The sequence below is a fragment of the Thioclava nitratireducens genome (assembly GCF_001940525.2).
GTDB classification, from domain to species: Bacteria; Pseudomonadota; Alphaproteobacteria; order Rhodobacterales; family Rhodobacteraceae; genus Thioclava; species Thioclava nitratireducens.
In genome coordinates this window covers 3301396-3328266 of sequence record NZ_CP019437.1, presented here as the reverse complement: position 1 = coordinate 3328266, position 26871 = coordinate 3301396, and the positions used below count along the sequence as shown (strand labels likewise).

21 protein-coding genes are annotated in these 26871 nt (G+C 65.3%); 4 read left to right on the top strand and 17 right to left on the bottom strand.

Features of this window, described 5'->3' with window-relative positions; genetic code table 11:
• Window positions 1–27 precede the first annotated feature (27 nt).
• The 10 genes from BMG03_RS15885 to xdhA all read right to left on the bottom strand — a co-directional run bounded on the left by BMG03_RS15885 (window position 28) and on the right by xdhA (window position 13449).
• Window positions 28–2223 carry an OmpA family protein gene (locus tag BMG03_RS15885; protein ID WP_075774182.1) on the bottom strand — a complete coding sequence of 732 codons (2196 nt, stop codon included), beginning with the start codon at window positions 2221–2223 and terminating at the stop codon, window positions 28–30.
• A 160-nt stretch (window positions 2224–2383) separates the two neighbouring features.
• Window positions 2384–3670 carry an NAD(P)/FAD-dependent oxidoreductase gene (locus BMG03_RS15880; RefSeq protein WP_075774183.1) on the bottom strand — a complete coding sequence of 429 codons (1287 nt, stop codon included), beginning with the start codon at window positions 3668–3670 and terminating at the stop codon, window positions 2384–2386.
• Window positions 3671–3881: 211 nt separating this feature from the next.
• Window positions 3882–4967 carry a BMP family ABC transporter substrate-binding protein gene (locus tag BMG03_RS15875; protein ID WP_075774184.1) on the bottom strand — a complete coding sequence of 362 codons (1086 nt, stop codon included), beginning with the start codon at window positions 4965–4967 and terminating at the stop codon, window positions 3882–3884.
• Between the two features lie 55 nt (window positions 4968–5022).
• The gene (locus tag BMG03_RS15870; RefSeq protein ID WP_075774185.1) at window positions 5023–5955 is read right to left on the bottom strand and encodes an ABC transporter permease; all 933 of its coding nucleotides are present in this window, start codon (window positions 5953–5955) and stop codon (window positions 5023–5025) included.
• The gene (locus BMG03_RS15865; RefSeq protein ID WP_075774186.1) at window positions 5952–6287 is read right to left on the bottom strand and encodes a hypothetical protein; all 336 of its coding nucleotides are present in this window, start codon (window positions 6285–6287) and stop codon (window positions 5952–5954) included. The genes BMG03_RS15870 and BMG03_RS15865 overlap by 4 nt, the downstream gene beginning before the upstream one ends.
• The gene (locus tag BMG03_RS15860) at window positions 6284–7363 is read right to left on the bottom strand and encodes an ABC transporter permease (protein WP_075774187.1); all 1080 of its coding nucleotides are present in this window, start codon (window positions 7361–7363) and stop codon (window positions 6284–6286) included. Before BMG03_RS15860 ends, BMG03_RS15865 begins: the two co-directional genes overlap by 4 nt.
• Window positions 7360–8874: an ABC transporter ATP-binding protein gene (locus BMG03_RS15855; RefSeq protein ID WP_075774188.1), complete on the bottom strand. Its 1515-nt coding sequence runs from the start codon at window positions 8872–8874 to the stop codon at window positions 7360–7362. Before BMG03_RS15855 ends, BMG03_RS15860 begins: the two co-directional genes overlap by 4 nt.
• Window positions 8871–9806, bottom strand: a complete 936-nt coding sequence (xdhC, locus tag BMG03_RS15850; RefSeq protein ID WP_075774189.1) for a xanthine dehydrogenase accessory protein XdhC — start codon at window positions 9804–9806, stop codon at window positions 8871–8873. Before xdhC ends, BMG03_RS15855 begins: the two co-directional genes overlap by 4 nt.
• Window positions 9803–12082, bottom strand: a complete 2280-nt coding sequence (gene xdhB, locus BMG03_RS15845; RefSeq protein ID WP_075774190.1) for a xanthine dehydrogenase molybdopterin binding subunit — start codon at window positions 12080–12082, stop codon at window positions 9803–9805. Before xdhB ends, xdhC begins: the two co-directional genes overlap by 4 nt.
• Window positions 12079–13449, bottom strand: coding sequence for a xanthine dehydrogenase small subunit (gene xdhA / locus BMG03_RS15840; RefSeq protein ID WP_075774191.1), 1371 nt, complete (start codon window positions 13447–13449; stop codon window positions 12079–12081). Before xdhA ends, xdhB begins: the two co-directional genes overlap by 4 nt.
• 245 nt (window positions 13450–13694) lie before the next feature.
• Here xdhA and dnaE point away from each other — a divergent pair, with 245 nt between their 5' ends.
• On the top strand, window positions 13695–17195 hold the full coding sequence (dnaE, locus tag BMG03_RS15835) for a DNA polymerase III subunit alpha (protein ID WP_075774339.1): 3501 nt from the start codon (window positions 13695–13697) through the stop codon (window positions 17193–17195).
• A 3-nt stretch (window positions 17196–17198) separates the two neighbouring features.
• On the opposite strand, the gene BMG03_RS15830 is transcribed toward dnaE, so the two are convergent.
• On the bottom strand, window positions 17199–17624 hold the full coding sequence (locus BMG03_RS15830; protein ID WP_075774192.1) for a hypothetical protein: 426 nt from the start codon (window positions 17622–17624) through the stop codon (window positions 17199–17201).
• Window positions 17624–17830 (bottom strand): SlyX family protein, encoded by a 207-nt coding sequence (locus BMG03_RS15825; protein WP_075774193.1) that lies wholly within the window; start codon window positions 17828–17830, stop codon window positions 17624–17626. The genes BMG03_RS15830 and BMG03_RS15825 overlap by 1 nt, the downstream gene beginning before the upstream one ends.
• Window positions 17831–17905: 75 nt before the next feature.
• Here BMG03_RS15825 and hisS point away from each other — a divergent pair, with 75 nt between their 5' ends.
• Genes hisS through hisG form a run of 3 tightly spaced genes read left to right on the top strand, consistent with a single transcriptional unit; the run spans window position 17906 to window position 21176 of the window.
• Window positions 17906–19408 (top strand): histidine--tRNA ligase, encoded by a 1503-nt coding sequence (gene hisS, locus BMG03_RS15820; protein ID WP_075774194.1) that lies wholly within the window; start codon window positions 17906–17908, stop codon window positions 19406–19408.
• Window positions 19408–20478, top strand: coding sequence for an ATP phosphoribosyltransferase regulatory subunit (locus BMG03_RS15815; RefSeq protein ID WP_075774195.1), 1071 nt, complete (start codon window positions 19408–19410; stop codon window positions 20476–20478). Before hisS ends, BMG03_RS15815 begins: the two co-directional genes overlap by 1 nt.
• Window positions 20475–21176, top strand: a complete 702-nt coding sequence (gene hisG / locus BMG03_RS15810; RefSeq protein ID WP_075774196.1) for an ATP phosphoribosyltransferase — start codon at window positions 20475–20477, stop codon at window positions 21174–21176. The genes BMG03_RS15815 and hisG overlap by 4 nt, the downstream gene beginning before the upstream one ends.
• 112 nt (window positions 21177–21288) lie before the next feature.
• Here the strand turns inward: hisG and BMG03_RS15805 are convergent, their stop codons facing one another.
• The 5 genes from BMG03_RS15805 to mreC are packed head-to-tail and all read right to left on the bottom strand — an operon-like array spanning window position 21289 to window position 26828.
• Window positions 21289–22230: a 2-hydroxyacid dehydrogenase gene (locus BMG03_RS15805; protein ID WP_075774197.1), complete on the bottom strand. Its 942-nt coding sequence runs from the start codon at window positions 22228–22230 to the stop codon at window positions 21289–21291.
• Complete coding sequence (gene rodA, locus BMG03_RS15800; RefSeq protein ID WP_075774198.1) at window positions 22227–23372, bottom strand: rod shape-determining protein RodA; 1146 nt, start codon at window positions 23370–23372, stop codon at window positions 22227–22229. The genes BMG03_RS15805 and rodA overlap by 4 nt, the downstream gene beginning before the upstream one ends.
• On the bottom strand, window positions 23369–25318 hold the full coding sequence (gene mrdA, locus BMG03_RS15795; RefSeq protein WP_075774199.1) for a penicillin-binding protein 2: 1950 nt from the start codon (window positions 25316–25318) through the stop codon (window positions 23369–23371). Before mrdA ends, rodA begins: the two co-directional genes overlap by 4 nt.
• Window positions 25319–25329: 11 nt before the next feature.
• Complete coding sequence (locus BMG03_RS15790; RefSeq protein WP_075774200.1) at window positions 25330–25869, bottom strand: hypothetical protein; 540 nt, start codon at window positions 25867–25869, stop codon at window positions 25330–25332.
• Complete coding sequence (mreC, locus tag BMG03_RS15785) at window positions 25866–26828, bottom strand: rod shape-determining protein MreC (protein WP_075774201.1); 963 nt, start codon at window positions 26826–26828, stop codon at window positions 25866–25868. The genes BMG03_RS15790 and mreC overlap by 4 nt, the downstream gene beginning before the upstream one ends.
• Between the last annotated feature and the right edge of the window lie 43 nt (window positions 26829–26871).

Sequence of the window (26871 nt, the reverse complement as noted above, 5' to 3'; positions counted from 1 at the left end):
CCCTTTGCTTTTGTCTCTGGTTCAACCTTAGTTCGAGGCGGTGCGCAGAAGATCGGTGATCCGGCGCACGACGGCACGGCGGTTGGCTTCCGAGGGGCCTTCGGTCTGCACTTTCAGGTCCTGTTCGCCATAGCCCTGCACCACGAGGTTCTCGGCGGGCACGTCGAAATACTCGCTCAGTGCCAGCGCGACCGATTCCGCGCGACGGTCCGAGAGCGCAAGGTTGTAGGCGGCGCTGCCGACGGCGTCGGTATGGCCTTCCACGAGGAACAACTCACGCGGGTTCTCGTCGATGCGCTGTTGGATCGCCTGTCCCAGAGCCGAGAGGGCCTGCGCTTGATCCGGCTGGATCGCTGCCGAACCAGTCTCGAAGTTGATGTTCTCGACCGTAATTGCGGGCGCGAGTTCGCGGACCGGGGTGATGTTGCGCACCTGCGAAAGCGTGAAGGTACGGTCGACGCCACTCTGGCGGGTCAGCGCTTCGCGCAGTGCCTGTTCGTTGCTGGAAGACACCGTCGCGACGGGCTTGGGCTTGGGGAGCGCCGAGACATCTACAGGGTCTGCGCCCTGCGCGTCATTGACCAGCAGGTATTGCGTCCCGTCGGGCTGGACCAACGTCCGCTTGAGGATTCGGCGCTGCGCGTCATAGACGGTGACGATCTGGCTGCCGTCCGGCTTGGTCACGATCGTGCGCGACGAGCCGTCCGCGTAGTCCTGCGTGCGAATCTTCGACCCAGGCTGACGCAGAAGCGCGTTATCGTCCTTCACCAACTGATAGGATCCGTCGGGCTGCTGCACCACGACGCGGTCGCCCGAATTCACGGCTACTTTCGAACCGTTGTTCAGGATCGCTCCCACGGCGAGCGCACCGAGACCGGAGAGCGCTGCGGTTTCGAGCGTGCTCAGGCCGTCCTTTTTCTTCTTCGTCGAATCGGTCTGGGCCGTGGCCTGCGCCTGTGCGTCGGGCTTGGCGTCGACCGTGGTCGAGAAGTCTTCCGAGGCGCTGCGTGCAGTGTCCTCGGTCACCGTTTCTTCGGTGGCATTGGTGGTGTCGGTGCTGTCGGCCGGTGCGTTGAGCGCCTCGTTCTGCACAGCCTCGCCCTGGATCGCGGCCTTGGTGTCTGTCAGCGCGTTCTCGAGCAGCTTCGTCGCCTCGGCGGTCGAGCTGTCCTGCGTGTTCGCCTGTTGATCCGTTTGCGCCTCGGCACTCGCGTCAGCACTCGCCGCATCGGTGGTGTTCGCGTCGGCGTTCGTCGAATCTGCGGTCGTCGCCTCTTTCGGCTGGACCACCTTCGGCTCGACGTCGGAACCCGATCCGCCATTGCCCTCCTGCACGACCTGAGTGTCGGAGGTGGTATCGGTCGAGGTCTCGCCAGCGGGTTTCGCCTCGGGTTCAGCCGTCGCGGTGCTCTCCGGCTGATCCGCCGAGTTCTGCATGGCGTTTTCGGTGGTGTCGGTCACAGGGGCAGGGGCGTCCTGCGAGGTGGTGTCGGGGCTCATGGTATCCGTCGCCTCGGCATTCGTCTGGCCTTCTGCAGCAGTCGAACCGTCAGCGGTGGCGTCGGTCGAACCGTCAGCCGTCGCGCCGGTCGAGCCATCGGTCGCGGCGGTCGCGGACCCGTCGGTCGTCGCGGTCGTATCGGCTGAAGTCGTGCCCTCGCCGTTCGCGGTCGCGGCCCTGTCGGACTCGGCGGGCGCCGCGGCCTCGGGCTGCGCATCGGTCGATGCGGCGGCGTCGGGCTCGGCAGACGTATCTGCATTCGTGGCCGTATCGGTATCGGTCGTCGCGGCAGCGGCCGCGTCGGCGTTGGCATCGGTGCCCGTGGTCCCGGATTGAGTGGTCACATCCGCGCCGCCTTCGACTGCGGCTTTCGCGCTGGCGCTGGGGGTGTCACTGCTCGCGGCCGGGTCCTGTTCGGAGGGCGGGGCGGCGCCTTCGATCGCCGCTTTCGCAGCCTGATCGGCTTCGCTGTCGGACATCGGCGCATCTGCATTCGCCGGATCGGTGCCTGCGGCGGCTTCGGCGGAGCCGTCGGCATTCGCCGCATTGGCCTCGCAATCGGCTTTCGCCTGCTCCATCGGGGTGCCGTCTGCGACTGCTTTCGCAACGCATTCCGCAGCGGCGGTGTTACTGTCCTGGGCAAGCGCACTGAACGGCAGGATCGCCGGGCTCAGCGCGGCAAGGCCGGCAACGAGCGCAGTGGTCGTCTTCAACGTCTTCATGTCGTCTCCCTTTCATACGGCATCTGGCCGTGTATCGGGGGACCAAACGTTTCACGGAGGCGTGTGTTCCGGCGCGTCACCACCATCGGCGTGAATCAGCGCGGGGCGAGCCTGCAGGCCCGCCCCGTGAATTGAAAACAGAAATGGTTGCCGACCCGGCTCAGTGAGTCTTCTTCACGGCCTTCAACTTGTCGATGCCGAGCATCTTCATCGCGGTCTTCTCGTAGAACGGCTCCGAGGTGCCCTTGCGCAGCTTGCGCAGGAAATATTTCTCGAACCCGATCTTGGCGAGGTGGACCCATTTGCCCTGGCTCGACCAGTTGACGTTTCGCGGCGGAAGCTGAGGTTGGGCCACGAAGGCAATGCCACTGTCACCGAAATCGGCCAGACAGATCGCGTTCCAGGTGCCGGTCTCGTCGGGTTCTTTGCCGCGCACGATATTGCCTAGGTTATGCGCGGTGGCGGTGACCATCGACTCGATCATGAAGCCGGTTTTCGGCACGCCGCAGGGTACCGGGGTCGGCCCCATGGGCGGGATCGCGATGCCGACGCCGATGCCGAAGACGTTCGGATATTTCGGGTTGCGCTGGTGCTTGTCGACGATGACGAAGCCGCGCGGGTTGACGAGACCGTCCAGCCCCATGACCGCCGGGATGCCACGGAAGGGTGGCAGCATCATCGCGTATTTGAACGGCAATTCGTGGGCGGCCTTGATCGAGCCGTCATCGGCGATTTCCTCGACATGCATCACGCCGTCCTCGACCTTCTTCACACGGCTCGAGACCATCCACTTCATGTGCTTGTTGCGCATTTCGGATTCGAGAAGGCCCTTGGTGTCGCCCACACCATCAAGACCGAGATGGCCGACATAGGGCTCGGAGGTGACGAAGGTGATCGGCACCTGATCGCGGATCTTCGCGCGCCGCAGCGCAGTGTCGAGGATGAAGGCGAATTCATAGGCCGGGCCGAAGCACGAGGCCCCCTGCACTGCACCCACGATGATCGGGCCGGGATTTTCGCAGAAGCGTTTGAAGGCGGTGCCGGCCTCCTCGGCGTGATCGATGTGACAGACCGAATGCGTGAAGCCGTCAGGGCCGAGCCCCTCGATCTCGTCGAAGGCCAGTTCCGGGCCGGTGGCGAGGACGATGTAATCGTAGGAAATCTCGCGGCCATCCTCCAGCTCGACCTTGTTGTCATCGGGATGCAGGCGCTTGGCCGCGACCGGGATGAACTTGATGTTCTTTTTCTTCATCGTCGGTTCGAGATCGACGGTGATGTCCTTGCGGTCGCGCCAACCGACGGCGACCCAGGGGTTCGAGGGCACGAAGTGATACTTCGGGTCCTTGGTGATGACGGTGATCTCGTCTTCCTTGCGGACCTGGTCACGCAATTCATAAGCCATGATGGCGCCGCCAAGACCCGCGCCAAGTACCACGATATGTGCCATTGCCTTCCTCCCACTCCCTAACGTCAACCGCTCTATCTACCGATAGATGCAAGTTATTGAATGTGTCAAGTTGCTCGACACTTCAAATTTTGCGCCTGAATCCTGGGGGCGGCAACGATGACGGTCAATGAGAGGGGGGGGAGAGCGGCGCGAGCATGAAAAAAGGGCCGGCGCCTGGCCGACCCTTTCGTCTTTTCGTTCGTGCAATCGCTTACTTCGGCGGTTCCGCGGTAATGCCCTCGACATAGAAGGTCATCGAATGAAGCTGGTCGTCGGTCGCGACATCGCCTGCCTTGAGGAATTCGCTGCCGTCCTGCTTGTTGAGCGGACCCGCGAAGGGATGGACCTTGCCCGAGGCGATGTCGTCCTTGAGCTGCAGCGCCTCTTTCTTGACGTCGTCCGGCACCGCCGAGGAGATCTCGCCGATCTTCACCATGCCGCTGTCGATGCCGCCCCAGGTGGCTTCCGATTTCCAGGTGCCGTCCATGACGGCGCCGACGCGTTCGATGTAATAGGGCGCCCAGTTGTCGATGGTCGAGGAGACGCGCGGCATCGGCGCGAAGGACGACATGTCCGAGGCCTGACCGAAGGTGATGACGTTGCCCGCTTCCTGAGCTTTCGCCTGCGGCGCGGTCGAGTCGGTGTGCTGCAGCAGCACGTCCACCCCATCGGCGATCAGGGCTGCGGCCGCGTCGGCCTCTTTCGCCGGGTCGAACCACGAATAGGCCCAGACGACTTTCATCTCGACGTCCGGGTTCACCTTCTTCGCCGCGAGGTAGGCGGCGTTGATGCCCTGATAGACCTCCGGGATCGGGAAGGAGCCGATATAGCCGATCTTGTTGGTCTTGGTCATGCGACCGCCGATCGTGCCCTGAATGGCGCGACCTTGGTAGAACTTCGCGTCATAGGTCGCGAGGTTGTCGGCGAGCTTGTAGCCGGTGGCGTGCTCGAATTTCACGTCGGGGAATTTCTTGGCGACGTTCACGACCGCGTCCATGAAGCCGAAGGAGGTCGCGAAGATCAGCTTGTTGCCGTCCAGCGCAAGCTGGGTCAGCGCGCGCTCGGCATCGGGACCTTCCGGCACGTTCTCGATGAACGAGGTTTTCACCTTGTCGCCGTATTTCTCTTCGATCGCCTGACGACCCTGGTCGTGCTGGTAGGACCACCCCATGTCGCCGACGGGGCCGACATAGATGAAGCCGACTTTCAGCGGCTCGTCAGCGGCGAAAGCCGGGACGCCTGCGCCCGCGACAACGGCCGTGGCGGCGGTGGTTTTCAAAAAGGATCTGCGGTTCATCGCGTTACTCCAAGTTGGGTGGCGGGCCTCTTGATGGGGCCCTTCGAGATATGCCTCAGCTCGAGGCGTGGAAAGACTTGCCGAGGCTGGCAGGGGCGGCCTGCACGCCGTGGCGGTGAATGGCGGAGAGGATGACCAGCACCACGATGGTGATGACGTAGGGGGCCATCGACAGGATATGCACCGGGATCGCGTAGCCCGCGGCCTGCAGCTGCAATTGCAGCGCAGTGATGCCGCCGAAGAGATAGGCGCCGAGCAGCACGCGCCACGGCCGCCAGCTTGCGAAGACCACGATGGCGAGCGCGATCCAGCCCGCGCCAGCGGTCATGCCTTCGGTCCATTGCGGCACGCGCACGAGGCTGAGATAGGCACCGCCCAGACCGGCCAGCGCCCCGCCGAAGGCCAACGCGGCAAAGCGGACGGCGACGACGCGGTATCCCAACGCGTGTGCTGCGTCATGACTTTCGCCCACCGAGCGCAGGATCAGCCCCATGCGGGTTGAGCGCAGCACGTACCAGACCACGGCGACGAGGATCAGCGAGAGATAAACGATCCAGTCATGCGAGAACAGGATGCGGCCCAGCACCGGAATATCCGAGAGCGGCCCGAAATCGATCTTCGGCGTCGCGGGCGGCCGCACGCCCTCATAGCCCTTTCCGATCAGCGCGCTCAGGCCAAGTCCGAACAGCGTCAGTGCAAGGCCGGTCGCGACCTGGTTCGACAGCAGCTTCTGCGTCAGAAAGGCGAAGAGCGTCGCCAGCAAAGCGCCGGCAATCGCCCCCATCAGGAAGCCCAGAACCGGGCTTCCGGTGGCGACGGCGGCAGCAAAGCCCGCGACCGCGCCCATGATCATCATCCCCTCGACGCCGAGGTTCAGCACGCCCGATTTCTCGGCCACCAATTCTCCGGTGGCCGCTAGCAAAACCGGGGTCGACGCGCCCATCAGAGTCGCCGTCAGGGTGATGATGTCGATGCCGCCCACGATCATAGCGTGCCTCCATGTCCCCAGAACAGAACCGGCCCCCAGGCCAGATAGCCCCCGACGAGGCCGATGACGAGCCCGGCCATCGAGGCGTAACGCTCGCGTCCGTGCAGGGTGGGGCGACGGGGCTCTTCGCTGTCGGGGCGCGCGCCGATGCGGTAGATCACCGCCCGCGACGCGCCAACCGCCAGTTCGAAAACCACCATCATAACCACTCCGATCACGACGAAGGCCCAGAATGCCTGCGCCACGGCGAGCAGATAGTACAGGCCTAGCCCCATCACGACGCCGCCGAGAAAGATGACCGCCAGGCGCAGCGAGGGGAGTTTGCCCGTCATGCCGCGACCCTCCCGAAACGGATGCGGAAGTTGGTCAGCACATCGAAGGCCAGCAGGAAGAACAGCAGCATCCCCTGAAACACCTGGATCGCCGCCGAGGGCAGGCCGAGCATCAACTGCGCCATGTCGCCGCCGATATAGGTCAGCGCCATCAGCAGACCCGCCAGCAGGATGCCGATCGGGTGCAGGCGACCCAAGAAGGCCACGATGATTGCGGTGAAGCCATAGCCCACGTTGAAGCTGTCGGTGATCTGACCCGAGGGACCGGAGACTTCGAACATGCCCGCGAGGCCCGCAAAGGCGCCGCCCATGCCAAGCCCGAGGATCACCAGCCGCGCCGGCATCACGCCTGCGAAGCGGGCGGCGCGCGGGGCCTCGCCTGCGACGCGGATGCGGAAACCGGTGATGTGGCGATGCATCAGCCCATAGGTAAAGATCACCGCGATCAGCGCCGCGACGACGCCCCAATGCATGCCTGTGCCCGCGATCAGCTCGTGGTTGAAGGCAGAGGGGTAGTCCTGCAGGTTGCGCGATCCGGGAAAGCCGAAGCCTTCGGGGTTCTTGAGCGGCCCGAAGGCCATGTAGGCCAGCAGGTTCTCGGCCACGTAGACCAGCATCAGCGAGACGAGAATTTCAGAGGTGCCGAACAACACTTTCAGCACCGCGGGGATCATTGCCCAGAGGAAGCCGCCAAGCGCGCCGAGCACGATCATCACCGGGAACAGCCAGTGGCTTTCGGCCGGGTACATCTTCAGCGCCAGCCACGCCGAGAACAGCGCGCCCATGATGTATTGCCCCTCCGCGCCAATGTTCCAGATGCCCGCGCGAAAGCCCACGGCGAGCCCGCAGGCGATCAGGATCAGCGGCCCGGCCTTGACCAGCAACTGGCCACGGAAATAGGCCGCGTTGCCGCCGAAAAGCGGGTCCCAGAAGATTACGCGGATCGCCTCGACCGGGTGCTTGCCGAGCATCGCGAACAGGATGCCGCCCGCGATCATGGTGGCGATCACGGCGAGGATCGGTGTGGCGTAGGACCAGAAGCGAGACGGGGTGGGGCGCCGGACGAGAGTGATCATACCGCAGCCTCCTGCATCCCGTGCGCGCCACCGAGCATCATGCCGATCTCTTCGATCGTCAGCCCCTGCGTCGGGCGCGAGGCGCTCAGGCGGCCTTCGTTCAGTGCCGAGAAGCGGTCGGAGATTTCCATAAGCTCATCGAGGTCCTGGCTGATCGCGATCACCGCAGCCCCTTTCGCGGCCAGATCGAGCAGCGCTTGCCGAATCGACGCTGCGGCGGCGGCATCGACACCCCATGTCGGCTGGTTCACGACCAACACGGCGGGGTTTTGCAGCACTTCGCGGCCGATCACGTATTTCTGCAGGTTTCCGCCCGACAGCGCCCGGGCGGCCACATGCGCGCCGGGGGTGCGCACGTCGAAGGCTTGAATGATCTCGTCGGCGAAGGTTTTCGCCGCACCCTGATCTACGAAGCCGTTGCGGGTCAGCGGCTTGCGCATTGTCCCGGTGAGAATCGCATTCTCCGTCAGGCTCATCGCGGGAACGGCGGCATGGCCGAGCCTTTCCTCGGGGGCCGCCAGCATCCCCTTCGCGCGGCGTGGATTCGGCCCGAGGCCGGAGATGTCTTCGCCCATCAGGCTGACGGTGCCGGGGGCGGAGGGCCGTTCTCCCGACAGGGTCGCCAGCAATTCCTCCTGACCGTTGCCTGCGACGCCGCCGATGCCAAGCACCTCGCCCGCGCGCAGCTCGAAGCTGAGATCCTTCAGCGACGGACCGAATTGCGACATCGGCGCCAGCGACAGCCCATCGACCTTCAGCACCACATCGCCCAGTTTGCGCTCGGCTCGGTCGGTCACTTTCAACTCCGCACCGACCATCAGCTCGGCCAGTTCGCGCGCGGTCTTTTCGCTCGGGTTGCAGCTTGCCACCACCTTGCCGCCGCGCAGGATGGTCGCGCCTTCGCAAAGCGTGCGGATTTCCTCGAGCTTGTGGCTGATATAGAGGATCGCGGTGCCCTCGGCGGAGAGCTTGCGCAGCGTGTGGAACAGGATTTCCACCTCCTGCGGCGTCAGAACCGAGGTCGGCTCGTCCATGATCAGAAGCTTCGGGTCCTGCAGCAGGCAGCGCACGATCTCGACGCGCTGACGCTCGCCCGCGGAGAGGTCTCCGACCAGACGGGCAGGGTCCAGCGGCAGGCCATAGGCGGTGGAAATCTCGCGGATACGTTTGGCGAGTTGGCGCATCGGCGGCGGGTTTTCCATGCCGAGCGCCACGTTCTCGGCGACGTTCAGCGCCTCGAAGAGTGAGAAATGCTGGAACACCATCGCGACGCCTGCGGCCCGCGCCGCGCGTGGATCGGCTGGCGCGAAGGGTTGGCCGGCGAAATGCATCGTGCCGGAATCGGGCTTCACGAGCCCGTAGATCATTTTCACCAGCGTCGATTTGCCGGCGCCGTTCTCGCCCAGCAGGGCGTGCACTTCGCCCGGACGCACCGAGAAGCCGACGCCATCGTTGGCCACGACCCCAGGATAGGCTTTCGTCAGCCCGTCGATCTTGAGCAGCTCCGTCACCCGGCGCGTTTCCCTTTCCCCGTCGCCACCTTCGCGGCGTTCAGCTCCTTCACTAGCCCGGTCGCGACCCCAAGAGCAATGGCTTGAGGATGCTTCCCTAAGGTCGGATCGCCTATCGGGCAGGCAATGCGTGAAATTTGTGCATCCGAATGACCGAGGGCGGCAAGACGTTTGCGGAAGCGAACCCATTTGCTGTCCGATCCGATCAGGCCGAGCCCGCCGACCCCGTGAGCGAGCAGCCGGTGGCAGAGTTCGAGGTCGAGCGCATGTGAATAGGTCAGCACGAAATGGCGCGCTTCGGTCGGGGCTAGAGAGACAAGATCAGCCGGGTTCTCTGCGATCAGTGGCGTGACGCCCTCGGGGAGTGTCTCGGGAAACCTCTCGGACCCGCTATCGGCCCAGAAAAGTGCGAGGCCGGGCAGGGGGGCGAGCGCACCGATCAGCGCGCGCCCGACATGGCCCGCGCCCCAGATCCAGACCGGGGTGGCGGGTGGTGCGACCCGCTCGATCAGCCAGGTCTCCACCAGCAGCGGCGGTGCCTCGCCGCGATCCCGGGCGCGAGCCAGCGCGCGGGTGACGGCCAGCGGCTCGGGCGCGCCCGGCGTCAGCGGGCGCGCGTGCCAATCGCCTGTAATCTGCGCGACGGTGTTCCGGTCCATCCGCTCGTAGCCCAGCACCACGGCCCCGCCGCAACACTGGTTCATGGCCGGGCCGAGCGGGATTTTCTCGACCCCAGTCAGCCCGCCCCGCGCCTTTGCGATGGCGGAGAATTCCAGCGCGCCGCCACCGATCGTGCCCTCGACGTGATCCGCCCAGACCAGCATCTCCGCCCCGTCTTCGCGCGGGGTTGAGCCTTGGGCGCGCGCGACCACCACGCGGGTGAACGGTCCGCGTTCCGCCGCGCGGGCGAGGGCTGCGGGATCCAGACTCATGCGTCACCCCTTGCCCGGTGCACGGCAGCGAGAACCGCCTCGGGCGTCGCGGGCGCCTGCAGATCGGGCCAGTGCGGGCCGCAGGATTTGCACGCGTCCTGCAGCGCGAGGAAGGCCGAGATCGCCAGCATGAAGGGCGGCTCGCCGACCGCCTTGGAGCGATAGATCGTGTCCTCGCGGTTCGGCTCGTCCCAGAGCGCCACGTTGAACACACGCGGGCGGTCCGAGCAGGCGGGGATCTTGTAGGTCGAAGGCGCATGGGTGCGCAGTCGGCCTTTATCGTCCCAGACCAGTTCCTCGGTCGTCAGCCAGCCCGCGCCCTGAACGTAGCCGCCTTCGATTTGGCCGATGTCGATAGCCGGGTTCAGCGAGGCGCCCGCATCATGCAGGATGTCGGTGCGCAAGATGCGGTTCTCGCCGGTCAGCGTGTCGATCACGACCTCGGTCACCGCCGCGCCATAGGCGAAGTAGAAGAACGGGCGGCCCTGCCCCTTGATCCGGTCCCAGCTGATCTTCGGCGTGGCATAGAAGCCGGTCGAGGAGAGCGACACCCGCGCCTCATAGGCCAGCTTCACCAGCTTCGCGAAGGGCAGGGCATGATCGCCCGCGCGCACCTCGCCATTGGCGAAGCTCACGTCTTCGATGGCTGCGCCGGAGCTTTCGGCCATGAAGGCGGCGAGCCGCGCCTTGATCGTCTCGCAGGCGGCCTTCACCGCCATGCCGTTCAGGTCGGCCCCCGAAGAGGCCGCCGTAGCGGAGGTATTGGGCACCTTGTCGGTGGCGGTCGCGGTGATGCGCACGTCCTCGTCCGTCACGCCAAAGACCGAGGCCGCGACCTGACAGACCTTGCGGTGCAGGCCCTGACCCATCTCGGTGCCGCCGTGGTTCAACTGTATCGAGCCGTCGGCATAGACATGCACCAGCGCGCCCGCCTGGTTCAGCTGGGTCAGCGTGAAGGAGATGCCGAACTTCACCGGCGTCAGCGAGATGCCGCGCTTCAGCGTCGTGTTGGCGGCGTTCCATTTGGCCACGCGGGCTTTGCGGGCCGCGAACTCGGCGGATTGCTCCAAGCGCTCGGTGATTTCGGGCAGGATGAAATCCTCGACCGGCTGGCCGTAATGCGTGCTCTGCCCGCCCGCTGGGTCGTAGTAGTTGCGCTTGCGCAGATCGAGCGGGTCGATCCCCATCACATGCGCGAGGTGATCGAGCGCGGCTTCCGTTCCGATCATGCCCTGCGGGCCGCCGAAGCCCCGGAAGGCCGTCGCGCTTTGGGTGTTGGTGCGCAGCCGGTGGCTCTTGATCTTCACATTCGGCAGGTAATAGGAACTGTCGGTGTGCAGCATCGCGCGATCGCAGACCGGCAGGCTCAGGTCGGGCGACCAGCCGCAGCGGGCGAGATGGGTGAACTCGGCCGCGACGATCTTGCCCTCGGCATCCGCGCCAAGGCGATATTTGATCCGGAAATCATGGCGCTTTCCGGTGATGACCATGTCGTCGTCGCGGTCGTAGCGCATCTTGCAGGGCCGCCCGGTGGCCCGCGCGACGACGGCGCAGGCGATGGCGAGCGCGTTGCCCTGGCTCTCCTTGCCGCCGAAACCGCCGCCCATCCGGCGCATCTCCACGCGGACGTCATGCATAGCGCAGCCAAGCGCGTCGGCCACCTTGTGCTGGATTTCCGACGGGTGCTGCGAGGAACAGCGGATCACCATTCCCTGATCGTCGGGCAGCGCGAGGGCGGCCTGACCTTCGAGGTAGAAATGCTCCTGCCCGCCCATGTCGAAGCTGCCTTCGACGATATGTTCTGCCTGCGCGAAGCCCGCGCCGGTATCGCCGCGCGCCCAGGTGACCGGGCCGCCTTCGAAATGGCTGTTGGCCTCGAGCGCCTGTTCGACGGTCAGGATCGCCGGGCGCGGCTTGTAGTCGACATTCGCGAGCCGCGCCGCTTTGCGCGCGGCATGGTGGCTGGTCGCGGCGACCACGAAGATCGGCTGACCGACATAATGCACGACACCTTCGGCCAGAACCGGTTCGGGCTCGGGCGCGGGCGAGGCATTGTTGGCAAACGGCATGTCCTCGGCGGTGAGCACTGCGACGACGCCCGGAGCGCTGCGCACCGCGCTCAGATCGAGCGAGGCGATCTCGGCATGGGCCTCGGTCGAGAGGCCGAAGGCGAGGTGCAGCGTGTTGCCGGGGCAGGGGATGTCATCGACGTAGCGCGCCGCTCCGGTGACGTGCAACTGGGCGGAATCGTGGGGTTTCTTGGTGCCGACGCTCATGGTTGCACCTCCAGAATGGAGAGGGCGCCTTGGGCGTTGCGCACATAGCGGATCAACATCGCCTTGGCGGCCTCCATCCGGTAGGCATCCGAGGCGCGCATGTCGGTGAGCGGCATGAAGTCCTGCTCCAGCGCGGGCAGGGCGGCCGTGACCGCCTCCTCGGTGAAGGGCTGGCCCTCAAGCGCCGCTTCCAATTCCGTTGCGCGTTTCGGGATACCCGCCATGCCGCCAAAGGCGATGCGCGCGGACCGGATCGTGTCGCCCTCGCGCGGGATATTCAGCGCGCCGCAGACGGCGGAGATGTCCTGATCGAACCGCTTCGAGAGTTTGTAGCAGGCGAGATCGGGCACGGATTTCGGGAAGCTGACGCTTTCGACGAATTCGCCGGGCGCGCGGTCCTGTTTGCCGTAGTCGAGGAAGAAACTCTCCAGCGGGATCGTGCGGCGCGTGTCACCCTTGCGCAGCGTCAGCTCCGCGCCCATCGCGATCAGGACGGGCGGGCTGTCACCGATGGGCGAGCCGTTCGCGATATTGCCACCGATCGTCGCCGCCTGACGCACCTGTTCGGAGGCGAAACGGCGGAGCAATTCGGCAAAGCTCGGGAGCGTGTCGCGGATCGTCTCGCGCAACGTCGAGAGCGTGATGCCCGCGCCGACGATATAGCGGTCGTGGGTTTCCTCGATGTTCCGGAGGTCTTTGCAGTTGTTCAGGAAAGCGACTTCTTTCAGGTCTCGGAGCTGTTTGGTGACCCAGAGACCCACATCAGTCGCGCCCGCGATCAGCGTGGCGTCCGGATGAGCGAGATACCACTCCGCCAGCGCATCCGCGCTTGCGGGAAGGAAGACATGATCGGCCATAAGCGCGACGTCTGCCAGATCGGGCAGCGTGTCGTGCATCCACGCGGGCACGGGCGCGTCCTGAGCCGCCTCGGCGGCGCGGATGATCGGTGCGTAGCCGGTGCAGCGGCAAAGGTTACCCGCCAGCAGATCGTCGTGATCGCGGCGTCCATTGAGATGACCCGCCGCCATCGAGGCGATGAAGCCCGGCGTGCAGAAACCGCATTGCGAGCCGTGATGGTCGACCATTGCCTGCTGAACTGGGTGCAATTCGCCCTTCGGCCCCGCGACGCCTTCGACGGTGCGCAGCGCGCGCCCGTGCAGATGGGGCATCATCATCAGGCAGGCATTGAGCGGTTTGGCCCCGTCGGCGTCGGTCACGATGACCGAACAGGCACCGCAATCGCCCTCGTTGCAGCCCTCCTTGGTGCCGGTCAGGCCTTCGGCGCGCAGCCAGTCGAGCACAGATTGCGTCGGATCGGTAATCGCCACCGTCCGGGTTTCTCCATTGAGAAGAAACGTGATCTCCATAAGAAAAATCCGCCGCCTTACCAGTCGTCCCTGCGGTCCCCCTCGATGCGGCGTAGAACGGGACCTGCCCAGCAAAGCCGATGCGGACGGGCTTTGGCAAGGGATTCTCGATCATGCGCTGCTCGAATCTTGATCCGACGATCAAGATTTGGGCGTCGAGCGACGCCGAACGGTCGAACGCGAAGCGTCTGGAGGACGCGGCGAGAGGCTGGCGCGGGGCGACACGACCGGCTAAATCTGGTGGCATGACCAGCCCCCGATTCATTCATCTGCGCGTCCATACCGAGTATTCCCTGCTCGAAGGCGCCGTGCCCGCAAAGAAACTCGTGAAGATGTGCGAGTCGGCGGGGATGCCCGCCGTCGCCGTGACCGACACGAACAACATGTTCGCGGCGCTCGAGTTTTCCGTGACCGCGACGGGGGCGGGGCTGCAGCCGATCGTCGGTTGTCAGGTATCGCTCGAATTCGATCCCGCCAAGCCGGGCGAGCGTCCGCGCCTGCCTGCACCGATCGTTCTGCTGGCCCAGACCGAGCGCGGCTACGAGAACCTGATGAAGCTGAACTCGTGCCTCTATCTCGACAAGCACGGGGCGCAGATTCAGGTCACTCTGGAGGAGCTGGAGCGCCATTCCGAGGGGCTGATCTGTCTCTCTGGCGGTCCCGACGGTCCGGTTGGACGGCTGATCCGGAACGGCGCGAAGGACCGCGCCAAGGCGCTTCTGCAACAGCTCGCCGGCATCTACCCGAACCGGCTCTATGTCGAATTACAGCGCCACCCGGGCGAGGGCGGCACGCTGACCGAGGCCGAGATCGCGACCGAGCGGCCGTTCGTCGAATGGGCCTACGAGCTGGGTCTGCCGCTGGTCGCGACCAACGACGTCTATTTCCCGAAGCCCGAGATTTACGAGGCCCATGACGCGATGATCTGTATCGCGGAGGGCGCCTATGTCGATCAGATCGAGCCGCGCCGCCGTCTGACCCCGCAGCATTATTTCAAGTCCGAAGGCGAGATGGTCGCGCTCTTCGCCGATCTGCCCGAAGCGGTGGAGAACACGGTCGAGATCGCGAAACGCTGCGCCTTCTCGACCTACAAGCGGGCACCGATCCTGCCGAAATTCGCCGATGACGAGGTCGAGGAACTGCGGCGTCAGGCGTGGGACGGGTTGCGCAACCGCCTCGACGTGATCCCGCATGCAGCGCCGGTCGAGGATTACGAGGCGCGGCTGAAATTCGAACTCGACATCATCGAGCAGATGGGTTTCCCGGGCTACTTCCTGATCGTTGCCGACTTCATCAAATGGGCCAAGGATCACGACATTCCGGTCGGGCCGGGGCGCGGCTCGGGTGCAGGTTCGCTGGTCGCCTACGCTCTTACCATCACCGACCTTGATCCGCTGCGCTATTCGCTGCTGTTCGAACGCTTCCTCAACCCGGAACGTGTTTCGATGCCGGACTTCGACATCGACTTCTGCATGGATCGCCGCGAGGAGGTGATCCAATACGTGCAGAAGAAATACGGGCGCGAGAAGGTGGGCCAGATCATCACCTTCGGTGCGCTTCTGTCGAAGGCCGCCGTGCGCGACGTGGGGCGCGTGTTGCAGATGTCCTACGGCCAGGTCGACAAGCTGTCGAAGCTGATCCCGGTCGAAGGCGTGAAGCCCGTCAGCATCGAGAAGGCGCTGGCCGACGAGCCGCGTCTGCGCGAGGCGGCCCGCAACGAAGAGGTCGTGGCGCGGCTTCTCGATTACGCGAAGGCGATCGAAGGCCTGCTGCGCAACGCCTCGACCCACGCGGCGGGCGTCGTGATCGGCGACCGTCCGATCGACGAGCTGGTGCCGCTCTATCAGGATCCGCGCTCGGACATGCCCGCGACCCAGTTCAACATGAAATGGGTCGAGCAGGCGGGTCTGGTGAAGTTCGACTTCCTCGGCCTGAAGACGCTGACGGTGATCCGCTCGGCGATGGAACTGATTTTCAAATCCGGCCGGCCGCTGCATGTCGATGCCGCCGGCAACCAGCTTTACGAGCCCGCCGAGGGCGCGGAAAACCACATCAACGCGATTCCGCTGGATGATCCGAAGACCTACAAGCTTTACGCGGACGCGAAGACGGTCGCGGTGTTCCAGGTGGAATCGGAGGGTATGAAATCGGCGCTGCGCCAGATGAAGCCTACCTGTATCGAGGACATCGTGGCGCTGGTGGCGCTCTATCGCCCGGGTCCGATGGAGAACATCCCGGTCTATTGCGAGGTGAAGAACGGTCTGCGCGAGATCACTTCGGTGCATCCGACCATCGACCATATCCTCGAAGAGACGCAGGGCATCATCGTCTATCAGGAGCAGGTGATGCAAATCGCGCAGGTCATGGCGGGTTACTCGCTTGGCGGCGCGGACCTTCTCCGTCGCGCGATGGGTAAGAAGATCAAGGAGGCGATGGACGCCGAGCGTCCGAAATTCGAGGCGGGCGCGGCCAAGAACGGGGTCGACAAGAAGAAGGCCTCCGAGGTGTTCGACCTTCTGGAGAAATTCGCCAACTACGGCTTCAACAAATCCCACGCAGCGGCTTATGCGGTGGTGTCCTATTACACCGGCTGGCTGAAGGCGAACCACGCGGTCGAGTTCATGGGCGGCGTGATGAACTGCGATATTCATCTGACCGACAAGCTCGCGATCTATGCCGACGAGGTGCAGAAGAAGCTGGGGATCGAGATCATTCCGCCTTGCGTGAACCGTTCGCTCTCGACCTTTGACGTGGTCGATCAGAAGCTGGTCTACGCGCTGGGCGCGCTGAAGAATGTGGGCGTGGACGCGATGCAGATGATCGTGACCGCGCGCGGCGACGAGCCGTTCAAGGATCTGTTCGATTTCGCGCGGCGTGTCGACATGAAGCGCGTCGGTAAACGCCCGCTCGAGATGCTGGCGCGGGCCGGGGCTTTCGATCTGCTCGATCCGAACCGCAAGCGCGTCTTCGAGTCGCTGGAATCGCTGATGGCGTGGTCGGGCGCGGTGATCGAGGCGCGCGAGTCGGCGCAGGTGTCGCTGTTCGGCGAGGCGGGCGACGATCTGCCGCCGCCGCGTCTGGCCGATACCGACGACTGGCTGCCGGGCGAGCGTCTGGCCGAGGAACACAAAGCCATCGGCTTCTACCTCTCGGGCCACCCGATCGAGGATTACCTGCCCGCGCTCAAGCGCAAGAAGGTGCTGAGCTGGGAAGAGGTGCAGCAAAAGGCCGTGGGCGGTCCCTTCGTCACCAAGATCGCGGGCGAGGTCGCCTCGGTGCGCGAGAAGAAATCCGCCAAGGGCAACCGCTTCGCCTTCGTCGCGCTGTCGGATGCCTCGGGCCCCTACGAGGTGGCTTTCTGGTCGGAGGCGCTGGAAGCCTGCCGCGACGTGCTGGAAACCGGTAACCTTCTGGTGCTGACCGTGAAGGTCGAGGTGGATGGCGAGTCGGTGCGCATGGTCGCCAACGCGGCGCAGACCGTGGACAAGGCGACGGCGGATGCGGGCTCCTCCGGGCTGCTGGTGCATATCGACGACAATGATGCGGTCGCCTCGGTGGCGAGCCTCGTCGAGCGGGTCGCCCGCGAAGGGAAGGTCCATTCGCGCGGGCCGATCAGCTTCATGGTCTATGACAACGAGCGCGGCTGCCGCTACCAGATCACCGCGATGCCCGAGGCGCCGGTCAATGCGCAGGTGAAAGGAGCGCTGCGCAGCCTGCGCGGGGTCAGCGAGGTCGAAGAGGTCTGAGCCTCACAGGCTGCGCGCCACCCATGCCAGCCGCAGCGTGATCGCGGCGGCCAGGGCGGTGGCGAACTCGCCCCAGCGCAACAGTGCCACGCCGCGCAGCAGATCGGGCTCGTTGATCCCGTCGCGCACCGCACCGGAGATCATGCCCATCTCCAGCCACGCGGCCGCACCCAGCAGCCCTGTTGCGAGGAAACTCAACGAAACCAGAAACATCGTCTGCCGATGGGCGCGCGTCTGCCAGATCAGCGCGCTCATCAGCGGCACGGCGAAGAAGACCTGCATCGCGAGGATGCCGCTTCCCTGCCACAGCTCGAACCGATCGATCGTCGAACGGAGGTCGATGCCCGGGGGCCAGACCAGCAAAGCGGTGTAGATGAGCGCCTGCGCACTCACGAAAACACCGTTTAGCCCCCAGAGCGCCGCGTCCATTACCAGTGCGGTGGTTTCTGATCGGCCAGAGGGATAGAGCCGCCGCTGTCATATTCGCGCTCGGCCTCGCGCTCCATCAGCAGGCCCAGATGCCGCTCCAGCCGTTCGATCTGACGGGCCTGCGCGACGATGACATCGGACAACTCGTCCACCGTTTGCGTCAGATAGGCGATCTGTTCTTCCGCCCGTTCGAGCCGTTCCTGCATCTGCCGTTCCTATTGCTTGCCGGGGCCTGCCCCTTGGGCTACACCCTCGCGCGAGATAAGATCAGGTGCAAGCCGATGGCGAAACAGAAAAAGCAGCCCCGTCCCAAGGCCGAGACTCCGAAGGGCTTCCGCGACTATTTCGGCACGGAGGTGACCGAGCGCGCCGATATGCTGGCGAAGATCGCAGAGGTCTATCGCACGCATGGCTTCGAGGCGCTGGAAACCTCGGCCATCGAGACGGTCGAGGCACTGGGCAAATACCTACCCGATGTGGACCGCCCGAATGCGGGCGTCTTCGCGTGGCAGGAGGAAGACGACGGCAAGTGGCTGGCGCTGCGCTACGACATGACGGCGCCGCTGGCCCGCGTCGCGGCGCAATACCGCAACGATCTGCCGACACCCTATCGTCGCTTCACGATGGGGCCCGTCTGGCGCAACGAAAAGCCCGGCCCGGGCCGGTTCCGCCAGTTCTATCAATGCGATGCCGATACCGTGGGCGCGCCCTCGGTGGCCGCCGATGCCGAGATTTGCGGGATGCTTTCGGACGCGCTCGAAGCCGTCGGCATTCCGCGCGGCGATTACGTCGTGCGGGTGAACAACCGCAAGGTTCTGAACGGTGTGATGGAAGTCGCGGGCGTTCTCGACCCGGCCGATCCCACGAAGTTCGAGGAAGAGCGCGGCATCGTTCTCCGCGCGATCGACAAGTTCGACAAGTTCGGCGAGGAGGGCGTGCGCCTTCTGATGGGCGAGGGGCGTCTGGACGCCTCCGGCGACTTCACCAAGGGTGCGGGGCTGTCCGAAGCACAGGCCGATACGGTCATGGGCTTCATGGAGGCCAAGCGCGAAGACAACGCCACCACCGTCGCGCGGCTGCGCGAGCTGGTCGAAGGCTCTGCGCTGGGTGCGGAAGGCGTGGATGAACTGGAGCAGATCGCGTCGCTTCTCGACGCGCAGGGCTACGGCCCCGACCGCATCGTGATCGATCCGTCGGTCGTGCGGGGGCTGGGCTATTATACCGGCCCGGTTTTCGAAGCCGAACTGACCTTCGAGATCACCGACGAAAAGGGCCGACCGCGGCAATTCGGCTCGGTCGCAGGTGGCGGGCGCTATGACGACCTCGTCAAGCGCTTCACCGGTCAGGTCGTTCCTGCCACCGGCGTCTCGATCGGCGTCGACCGCCTTCTGGCCGCGCTGCGCGCCAAGGGCCGCATCGGCGGCTCTGCTCAGGGCCCGGTCGTCGTGACCGTGATGGATCGCGACCGGATGGCAGAATACATGGCGCTGGCGTCGACGCTGCGCGGGGCAGGGCTGCGCGCCGAGGTCTATCTGGGCAACCCGAAGAACTTCGGCAACCAGTTGAAATATGCCGATAAACGCGAAAGCCCGGTGGCGATCATCCAAGGCTCGGACGAGGCCGAACGCGGCGTCGTTCAGATCAAGGATCTGATCCTCGGCGCGAAGATTGCGCAGGACGCGACGGTTGAAGAATGGAAATCCCAACCGGCGCAATTCGAGGTTCCGACCGCGGAAATGGTCGCAAAAGTGCAAGAAATTCTTGCGCGCTATGGGGCCGAGTGATGGCGGACAAGGCGCAAGCGCGGGCACAGGCAGGACGTCTGCTGGAGCAATTCCTCAAAGCGGGTGCGGTCGAGGTCACGCCCGATATCCTGCAACCCGCCGAGGCGCTTCTCGACCTTTACGGCGAGGATATCCGCGCCCGCGCCTATGTCACCGCCGACCCGCTGCGCGGCGAGATGATGTTGCGCCCGGATTTCACCGTGCCGGTCGTGCAGGAGCACATGGCCAATGGCGCCGAGCCTGCGCGCTACGCCTATGCGGGCGAGGTGTTCCGCCGTCAGGATCATCGCGGCGCCGCGCGCGCCAATGAGTATTTTCAGGCCGGGTTCGAAATCTTCGACCGCGCCGACCCCGATGCCGCAGATGCAGAAGTCTTCGCGCTGTTCTCGGATATGCTCGCGAAGCTGAACCTGTCCGCCACGATCGGGGATATGGGCCTGCTGCGCGCCGCCGTCGACGGGCTGGACACGATGCCCGAGCGCAAGGCCGCGCTCGCCCGCCATATCTGGCGCCCCAAGCGGTTCCAGCATCTGCTCGCGCGTTATTCGGGGCAGGTCGAGGTGCCCAAAGCCCGCGCCGATCTGCTGAGCGGCCAACGCTCCGGCGCGCCTTGGATCGGGCTGCGCTCGCGCGAAGAGATGGAGGCGCGGATCGCCACGCTCGCCGCCGATGCCGCTGCTGCGCCGATCCCGACCGACGCGGTCGCCGCGATGGGCAAGCTCGCCGAGCTGCGCTGCGCCGCCGATCAGGCGCCTGCCGCGCTGCGCGCTCTCGGCATCCAAGCGATCGAACCCGCCATCGCGCGGCTCGAAAAGCGGCTCGACGCGCTTGCCACCCGCGGCATCGACCTCGCTGCGATCAATTTCGACGCGAGCCACGGTCGCTCGACCATGGAATACTACGACGGCTTCGTCTTTACCTTCACCGCCGCCGATCCGGCACTTCCGCCGGTCGCCTCCGGAGGACGCTACGACGCGCTGACCCGGCAATTGGGGCAGGGGCGCGAAATCCCCGCCGTGGGCGGCGTGATCCGTGCAGGGTTGATGGCCGATCTGGAGGCGCAAGCATGATCAAACTCGGCGTGCCCTCCAAAGGGCGTCTGATGGAGAAGACCTTCGACTGGTTCGCGGAGCGCGGCATCACGCTAAAGCGCACCGGGTCCGAGCGTGAATATGCCGGTGCGGTCGAAGGGGCGGACGGCGTGCAGCTCGTGCTCCTGTCGGCCGGAGAGATTCCGCGCGAACTGGCGGCGGGGCGTATCCATCTGGGCGTCACCGGCTCCGATCTCGTGCGCGAGAAGCTCGCCGATTGGGAAAGCCAGGTCGCCGATCTCGCGCCGATGGGCTTCGGCCATGCCGATCTGATCATTGCGGTGCCGGACTGCTGGTCGGACGTGGACAGCCTCGAAGACCTCGACGCCGCCGCCCACCGCTTCCGCGCCACCCACGGCTTCCGCCTGCGGATCGCCACCAAATATCACCGGCTGGTGCGTGAATTCCTGACCCGCGAAGGCGTAGCCGACTGGCAGCTTGTCGACAGCCAAGGCGCGACCGAGGGGACCATCGCGAACCTCACTGCCGAGGCCGTGGCCGACATCACCTCCAGCGGGGAGACGCTGCGCGCGAACCACCTGAAGATCCTCTCAGACGGGTTGATCCACCAGTCTCAGGCGACGCTGTTCGCATCGCGCGCCGCCGACTGGTCTGGCAAGGAAACCCGCCTCGCGGATCTCGCGAAGCAGCTCGGTCTCGACGCGCCCACGCTCTGATCTTCTTCTTGGCGTAAATATACCGGGGGATGAGTCGGGATCAGCAAGGACGCCCTGTCGAACGTCCGAAGCGCACGCGAAGGGCACGAGAGCGGTGCAGCGCCCCCTGCGCTCAATAGCCGCGCGAGCGATCCACGAGATAGAGGAACGGCTCGCCCGCCTCGCCCCTCCGGATATTTTCGGCGATCACTTCGGAGGCGGTCTCGGCCCGGCTCTCGGCGGCGATATGGGGCGTCACCGTCACCTGCGGATGCGCCCAATAGGGGTGCTCGGGGGGCAGAGGCTCGACGCGGAACACATCGAGCGTCGCGTGGCCGATCTGGCCGCGATCCAGCGCCGCTAGCAGCGCGTCATCGTCGATCAGCGTCCCGCGGCCCGGATTGACGAGCCGTGCGCCTTTCGGCATCTGCGCCAGCGTGTCCGCGTTCAGAAGGTTGGTGGTTTCGGGCGTGTCGGGCAGGATCGAGACGAGAATCTCGGCGCGCGACAGCGCCTCCGCTAGCCCATCGTCGCCGCTCAGGCAGGTTATCCCGGGGATGTCCTTCCGCGTCCGGCTCCAGCCCGTGACGGCAAAGCCCAGCCCCGCCAGCGCTTCGGCGCAGGCTTTGCCCAACGCTCCCAAACCCAGCATCACCACCGAGCGGTCGCGCGCCAAGGGCGGCACGCCGTCGTCATGACGCCAGACGCCGTCCTGCTGGGCCAGTGTCGCGTCAATTCCGAGGTGATAGCGCAGCACATGGCCGGTCACGTACTCGACCATGCCGCGCTCCAGCCCCGCATCCACCATCCGACACAGCGGCTGGGTCAGGGTGTCGTTGCCCACGACACGCTCCACCCCGGCCCAGAGATTCAGTACGGCTTTCGCGCCGGTATAGGCGGTGAAATCCTGCACCGGGCCTTGCGGTGAATAGACGACATAGTCGATCTGAGCCGGGTCGCTCTCGCCGGGCTGCACGATCTGCGCCTCGACGCCGGTCGCGGCGATCGCCTCGGTCAGCGGGGTTTCGTAACGGCCCCAGTTCTCGGGCTTGTCGGCGAAAAGGACGCGGATCATCTTTGCCTCGGTCTATGGATATGGGCGCTTTGCACCAACCCGAAGGCGGCAAGCAGGATCATCATCGCGGTGCCGCCGTAACTCACCAGTGGCAGGGGCACACCCACGACGGGCATCAGCCCCATCACCATCGCCATGTTGATCGCGAAGAAGAAGAAGAACGTCCCCGCGACCCCGAAACTGAGGAGTGAGGCGAAGCGGTCCTTCGTTGCCATCGCGGTATAGAGGGCGAAGCCGATGATCCCGGTGTAAAGCATCAGCAAGCCGAAGGCGCCGACGAAGCCGAACTCCTCGGCGAGCGTGGTGAAGATGAAGTCGGTGTGCTTCTCCGGCAGGAAGTTCAGCCGCGATTGCGTGCCCTGCATGAAGCCGCGCCCCGACCAGCCACCCGAGCCGAGCGCGATCTGCGCCTGCATGATGTTGTAGCCCGCGCCAAGCGGGTCCGAGCCAGGATCGAGGAAGGTGTCGATGCGCTTGTATTGGTAGTCGTGCAGTAGCTGGTATTCCGTGCCCCGGCTTTCCATCACGCCGAAGACCAACCCCACGACCAGCGCGATTACGGTGCCGAAATACCAAAACGACACCCCGGCCGCGAACATCACGAAAGCGCCGCCAAGCACCAGCATGACGGCGGTGCCGAGGTCGGGCTGGGCCAGCACGAGGAAGGTGGGCGCGAGAATGATCACCGCCGGGATGAAGACCCAGAGCGGGCGCGAGACCTTCTCGACAGGCAGCCAATCGTAATAGGCGGCGAGGAGCATCACGAGGGTGATCTTCATCAACTCGGAAGGCTGGATGCGCAGCGGGCCGATCTCCAGCCAGCGCTGTGCGCCCATACCGATTGCGCCGAAGAATTCCACCGCAACCAGCAACAGAAGCGCCACGAAATAGGCCAAGGCCGAGACGTTGCGCCAGAACCAGATCGGAACGAAGGCCACGGTGAACATCGCGATCATGCCGAGCGCGAAGCGCTTCATCTGCGGTTCGGCCCAGGTGTGGATATTGCCACCCGCAACTGAGTAGAGCATCAGGAAGCCGGCGCAGGCGACCGCCGTCAGCAGGATCACGAGCGGCCAGTTCAGGTAGAAGATCTTGCGCCAGCCGACCGGGACGGTCTTGAGGTTGCTCTCGAGATAACTCATGCGCGCGATCGCTCCTGCGGCTTCTGCACGGTGTCGGGATCGACGAGATCGAGCGTTTCGTTCAGCTCCTTGGCCTTCGCGCGGGCGAAGGACGGATAGGCATCGTCCGGGGGCAGGCCGCCCGCCAGCGCGAACAGCAACACGTCGCGCGCGATCGGGGCTGCTGCCGTCGAACCGCCCGAGCCGTGTTCCACCACGACCGAGACGGCGTAGCGCGGATTGTCGACGGGGGCGAAGGCCACGAAGAGTGCGTGGTCGCGACGGTTCCACGGCAGCTGGTCGTTGCGGATCACGCCACGGGCGCGCTCGGCCTTGGTGATGTTGCGGACCTGGGAGGTGCCGGTCTTGCCCGCCATCTTCCATTCCTTCATCGCGATGCGCGACCCGCGCGCGGTGCCGCGCGAGGAGTTCACCACTGCGGTCATGCCTTTGCGCACGCTGTCGAGATAGGCTTTCTCCACGCCGAGATCGTCGGTGACGCGGATCGGTTGCTCCACGCCGTCACGGGCGCGGATCAGGCGTGGCTCTACCTTCCGACCCGAGGCGATGCGCGCCGCCATGATCGCGAGATGCATCGGCGAGGCCAGAACATAGCCCTGACCGATCGCCGCGTTCGCGGTGTCGCCGATCAGCCAGTCCTTGCCGTAGCGCTCCTGCTTCCATTCCTTGGTCGGGGCCACGCCCTCTTTCACCGCGGACATCGGCAGGTCGGGCCGGACGCCCACGCCCAGGCGCTTGGCCATGTCGCTCATCTTGTCGATGCCGACGCGCTGCGAAAGCTCGTAGTAATAGACGTCGCAGGACTGCTCCATGCTCTTGGTCATGTTCACATGGCCGTGGCCGGCGCCCTTCCAGCAGTGGAAGCGGCGGCCCGCGATTTCGACATAGCCGGGGCACCAGATGGTTTCCTCCGGCGTCACCAGCCCTGCCTCGAGCGCGGCAAGTGCGGTGACCATCTTGTAGGTCGAGCCCGGAGGGTAAAGACCCTGGACGGTCTTGTCGGCGAGCGGCCGATGGTCGTCCTGCGTGAGGCGCTGGTAATCTGCGACGGAGATGCCGCGCACGAAGAGGTTGGGATCGAAGCTGGGCGCGGAGGCGCAGGCCAGCACGTCGCCATTGGTCACATCCATCACCACGGTCGCGGCGGATTCGTTCTCCAACCGCTGCAGCGCGTAGTTCTGCAGTCGATAGTCGAGCGTCAGTTGCAGATTCTCGCCCGGCTTGCCGGGCTCGCGCGAGAGTTCGCGCATCTCGCGCCCGGCGGAGTTCACCTCGACCCGGCGCTGGCCCGCCTGACCGCGCAGAACGCTTTCCTCTTTCGACTCGATGCCGGTCTTGCCGAGCTGGAATTTCGGGATCAGCAGCAGCGGATCGGGGTCTTCCATCTTGCTCAGATCGTAATCCGAGACCGGGCCGACATAGCCGATCACATGGCCAAAATCCTCGCGGCGCGGATAGAGGCGCGACAGGCCGACATCGGGGCTGACACCGGGCAGCGAGGGGCCGTTCACCGCGACGCGCGAGAACTCGTCCCATGTCAGGCGGTCGGCCACCGTGACCGGCGTCGTCGGCGGGCGGCGGCGGATATCGTGCAGGATGTCTTTCGTATCGCCATCGGTAATCGGGATCAGACGGCGCAGCGCAGCGAGCGTCGCATCGACGTCGTCTGTATCCTCGCGCGTGATCGTGACGCGGTAATTCTGCTCATTACCGGCCAGAAGCACACCGTTGCGGTCGAAGATCAGCCCGCGCGCGGGCGGGATCAGCCGGATTTTTACCGAGTTGCCCTCGGCCAGCAGCCGGTATTGCTTGGCGTCTTCGAGCTGCATCTTGCGCATCCGCGCCGCCAGCACGGCCACGACCGCCGCCTGCGCGCCGCCCAAGAGCAAGCCGCGTCGCGTGATGCGGCGGGTGCTGACTTCGGTCTCTTTCGGGGATCGTCTCATTCTGGGCCCCCTCACATTCGATGTCCGTAGGCGTCGACCTCGCCCGGTGCCGCGCGGCGCAGGCCGAAGGCCACCCGCGACACCAGCACCACCACCGGATAGGCGGCCAGCGTCACCAGCATCTGGAACAGCTCCAGCCCGAGGCTTGGCTGATCGACCATCGTGACAAGCAGGACGATGCGCTTCACCGACACCATAGCGAGCAGCACGCCCGCGACCAACGCCCATTCCAGCGCGAAGGGCAGATCGCGCAGGCTTTGTTCGCGGCGGCGCAGGAATTCGGTCGCGCCGAGGACGATCAGCGTCCAAAGTCCGATGGGCCGCCAGAACATGATGTCTTCAAGCAGAAAAACCAGAACGATCAGCAGGGCCGGGGCGTATTCGGGACGCCGCAGCACCCAGGCCAGCGTCAGCGCCAAGGTCAGGTCGGGGCCCGGCAGGCCGCCCGGCGAATGGTCGACCGGCATCAGGCGCACGAAGATCAGTACGAGGCCGATCACGACGAAAAGCGTGCGGTAGCTGACGCGGCGGCGGGTGATGGGGTCGATCATTGGCTGCCCCCGTTTCCGCCCTCCGACCCACCATCGGGTTCGAGTGCGCCCGCGGCGGCCTCGGCGCGCGCCTTCTCGGCCGCTTCCTGTTCGATGACTTTCGGGTCGGGCGCGATCAGCCCGCCCGCGTTCTCGATCCGCTCGGCCGGGTGCGAGCGCAACACGCGCAGGAAATCGAGCCGTTCGTAATCGGCGGCGAGGCGCACGCGCAGCCGCTTGTCGCGGCCCTGGAAGACCTGACCGACCAGCAGCCCCGCCGGGAAGACCCCGCCATCGCCGGAGGAGATCACGCGGTCGCCCGGGCGCACGCGGTCGGGATGTTCGAGGAAATCCACGAACGGGTAGGGGGAGTTGTCGCCCGCAAGGATCGCGTTCTGCCCCGAGGCCGGGATCGTAACCGGGATGCGGCTCGAGGCGTCGGTCAGCAGCAGCACCCGCGAGGTCGAGGAGCCCACGCCCGAGATTCGCCCCACGAGGCCCAGCCCATCCATCGTGGCCCAGCCATCAACAATGCCGTCGCGCTTGCCGACATTCAGCAGCACCGATTTCCGGAACGGCGAGCCGCTATCGGCCAGCACACGCCCCGACACAGAGGTGAGTTTCGGGTCGAGCCGCACCTTGTTCTGGGCAAGCAGCTTGGCGTTCTGCTGCTCCAGCTGAACGGCGGCTTCCTTCCACGCCTTCATCTGTTGCAGCTCGCGGCGCAACTCCTGGTTCTGCTCGTAGATGCGGGAATAGGACTGAAAGCCCTCGACCATGTCGGTGAGTTTGGTGACCGGGGCCATCACCCAATCGAAGCTGGGCACGAAGCGATCCACGAGGGCAGAGCGGAACCGCTCCATCCGCGGGCTGTCGATGCGCCAGACCAGGAAGAGAGCCAGTAGCACGACGACAAGAACCGCAACGCCCAGTCGGCGCAGCGGTCCGATATAGTCCTGATCGTCGCGATTTCTGGCCAAATCCGTCTCCGGTCAGATCACTGGCCGGGCGTGGTGCGATCCC

What these genes read in the sequence shown, in the direction of transcription:
- BMG03_RS15885 (WP_075774182.1), bottom strand. Translation starts at nt 2,223, where the DNA reads ATGAAGACGTTGAAGACGACCACTGCGCTCGTTGCCGGCCTTGCCGCG.
- BMG03_RS15880 (WP_075774183.1), bottom strand. Translation starts at nt 3,670, where the DNA reads ATGGCACATATCGTGGTACTTGGCGCGGGTCTTGGCGGCGCCATCATG.
- BMG03_RS15875 (WP_075774184.1), bottom strand. Translation starts at nt 4,967, where the DNA reads ATGAACCGCAGATCCTTTTTGAAAACCACCGCCGCCACGGCCGTTGTC.
- BMG03_RS15870 (WP_075774185.1), bottom strand. Translation starts at nt 5,955, where the DNA reads ATGATCGTGGGCGGCATCGACATCATCACCCTGACGGCGACTCTGATG.
- BMG03_RS15865 (WP_075774186.1), bottom strand. Translation starts at nt 6,287, where the DNA reads ATGACGGGCAAACTCCCCTCGCTGCGCCTGGCGGTCATCTTTCTCGGC.
- BMG03_RS15860 (WP_075774187.1), bottom strand. Translation starts at nt 7,363, where the DNA reads ATGATCACTCTCGTCCGGCGCCCCACCCCGTCTCGCTTCTGGTCCTAC.
- xdhC (WP_075774189.1), bottom strand. Translation starts at nt 9,806, where the DNA reads ATGAGTCTGGATCCCGCAGCCCTCGCCCGCGCGGCGGAACGCGGACCG.
- xdhB (WP_075774190.1), bottom strand. Translation starts at nt 12,082, where the DNA reads ATGAGCGTCGGCACCAAGAAACCCCACGATTCCGCCCAGTTGCACGTC.
- xdhA (WP_075774191.1), bottom strand. Translation starts at nt 13,449, where the DNA reads ATGGAGATCACGTTTCTTCTCAATGGAGAAACCCGGACGGTGGCGATT.
- dnaE (WP_075774339.1), top strand. Translation starts at nt 13,695, where the DNA reads ATGACCAGCCCCCGATTCATTCATCTGCGCGTCCATACCGAGTATTCC.
- BMG03_RS15830 (WP_075774192.1), bottom strand. Translation starts at nt 17,624, where the DNA reads ATGGACGCGGCGCTCTGGGGGCTAAACGGTGTTTTCGTGAGTGCGCAG.
- BMG03_RS15825 (WP_075774193.1), bottom strand. Translation starts at nt 17,830, where the DNA reads ATGCAGGAACGGCTCGAACGGGCGGAAGAACAGATCGCCTATCTGACG.
- hisS (WP_075774194.1), top strand. Translation starts at nt 17,906, where the DNA reads ATGGCGAAACAGAAAAAGCAGCCCCGTCCCAAGGCCGAGACTCCGAAG.
- BMG03_RS15815 (WP_075774195.1), top strand. Translation starts at nt 19,408, where the DNA reads ATGGCGGACAAGGCGCAAGCGCGGGCACAGGCAGGACGTCTGCTGGAG.
- hisG (WP_075774196.1), top strand. Translation starts at nt 20,475, where the DNA reads ATGATCAAACTCGGCGTGCCCTCCAAAGGGCGTCTGATGGAGAAGACC.
- BMG03_RS15805 (WP_075774197.1), bottom strand. Translation starts at nt 22,230, where the DNA reads ATGATCCGCGTCCTTTTCGCCGACAAGCCCGAGAACTGGGGCCGTTAC.
- rodA (WP_075774198.1), bottom strand. Translation starts at nt 23,372, where the DNA reads ATGAGTTATCTCGAGAGCAACCTCAAGACCGTCCCGGTCGGCTGGCGC.
- mrdA (WP_075774199.1), bottom strand. Translation starts at nt 25,318, where the DNA reads ATGAGACGATCCCCGAAAGAGACCGAAGTCAGCACCCGCCGCATCACG.
- BMG03_RS15790 (WP_075774200.1), bottom strand. Translation starts at nt 25,869, where the DNA reads ATGATCGACCCCATCACCCGCCGCCGCGTCAGCTACCGCACGCTTTTC.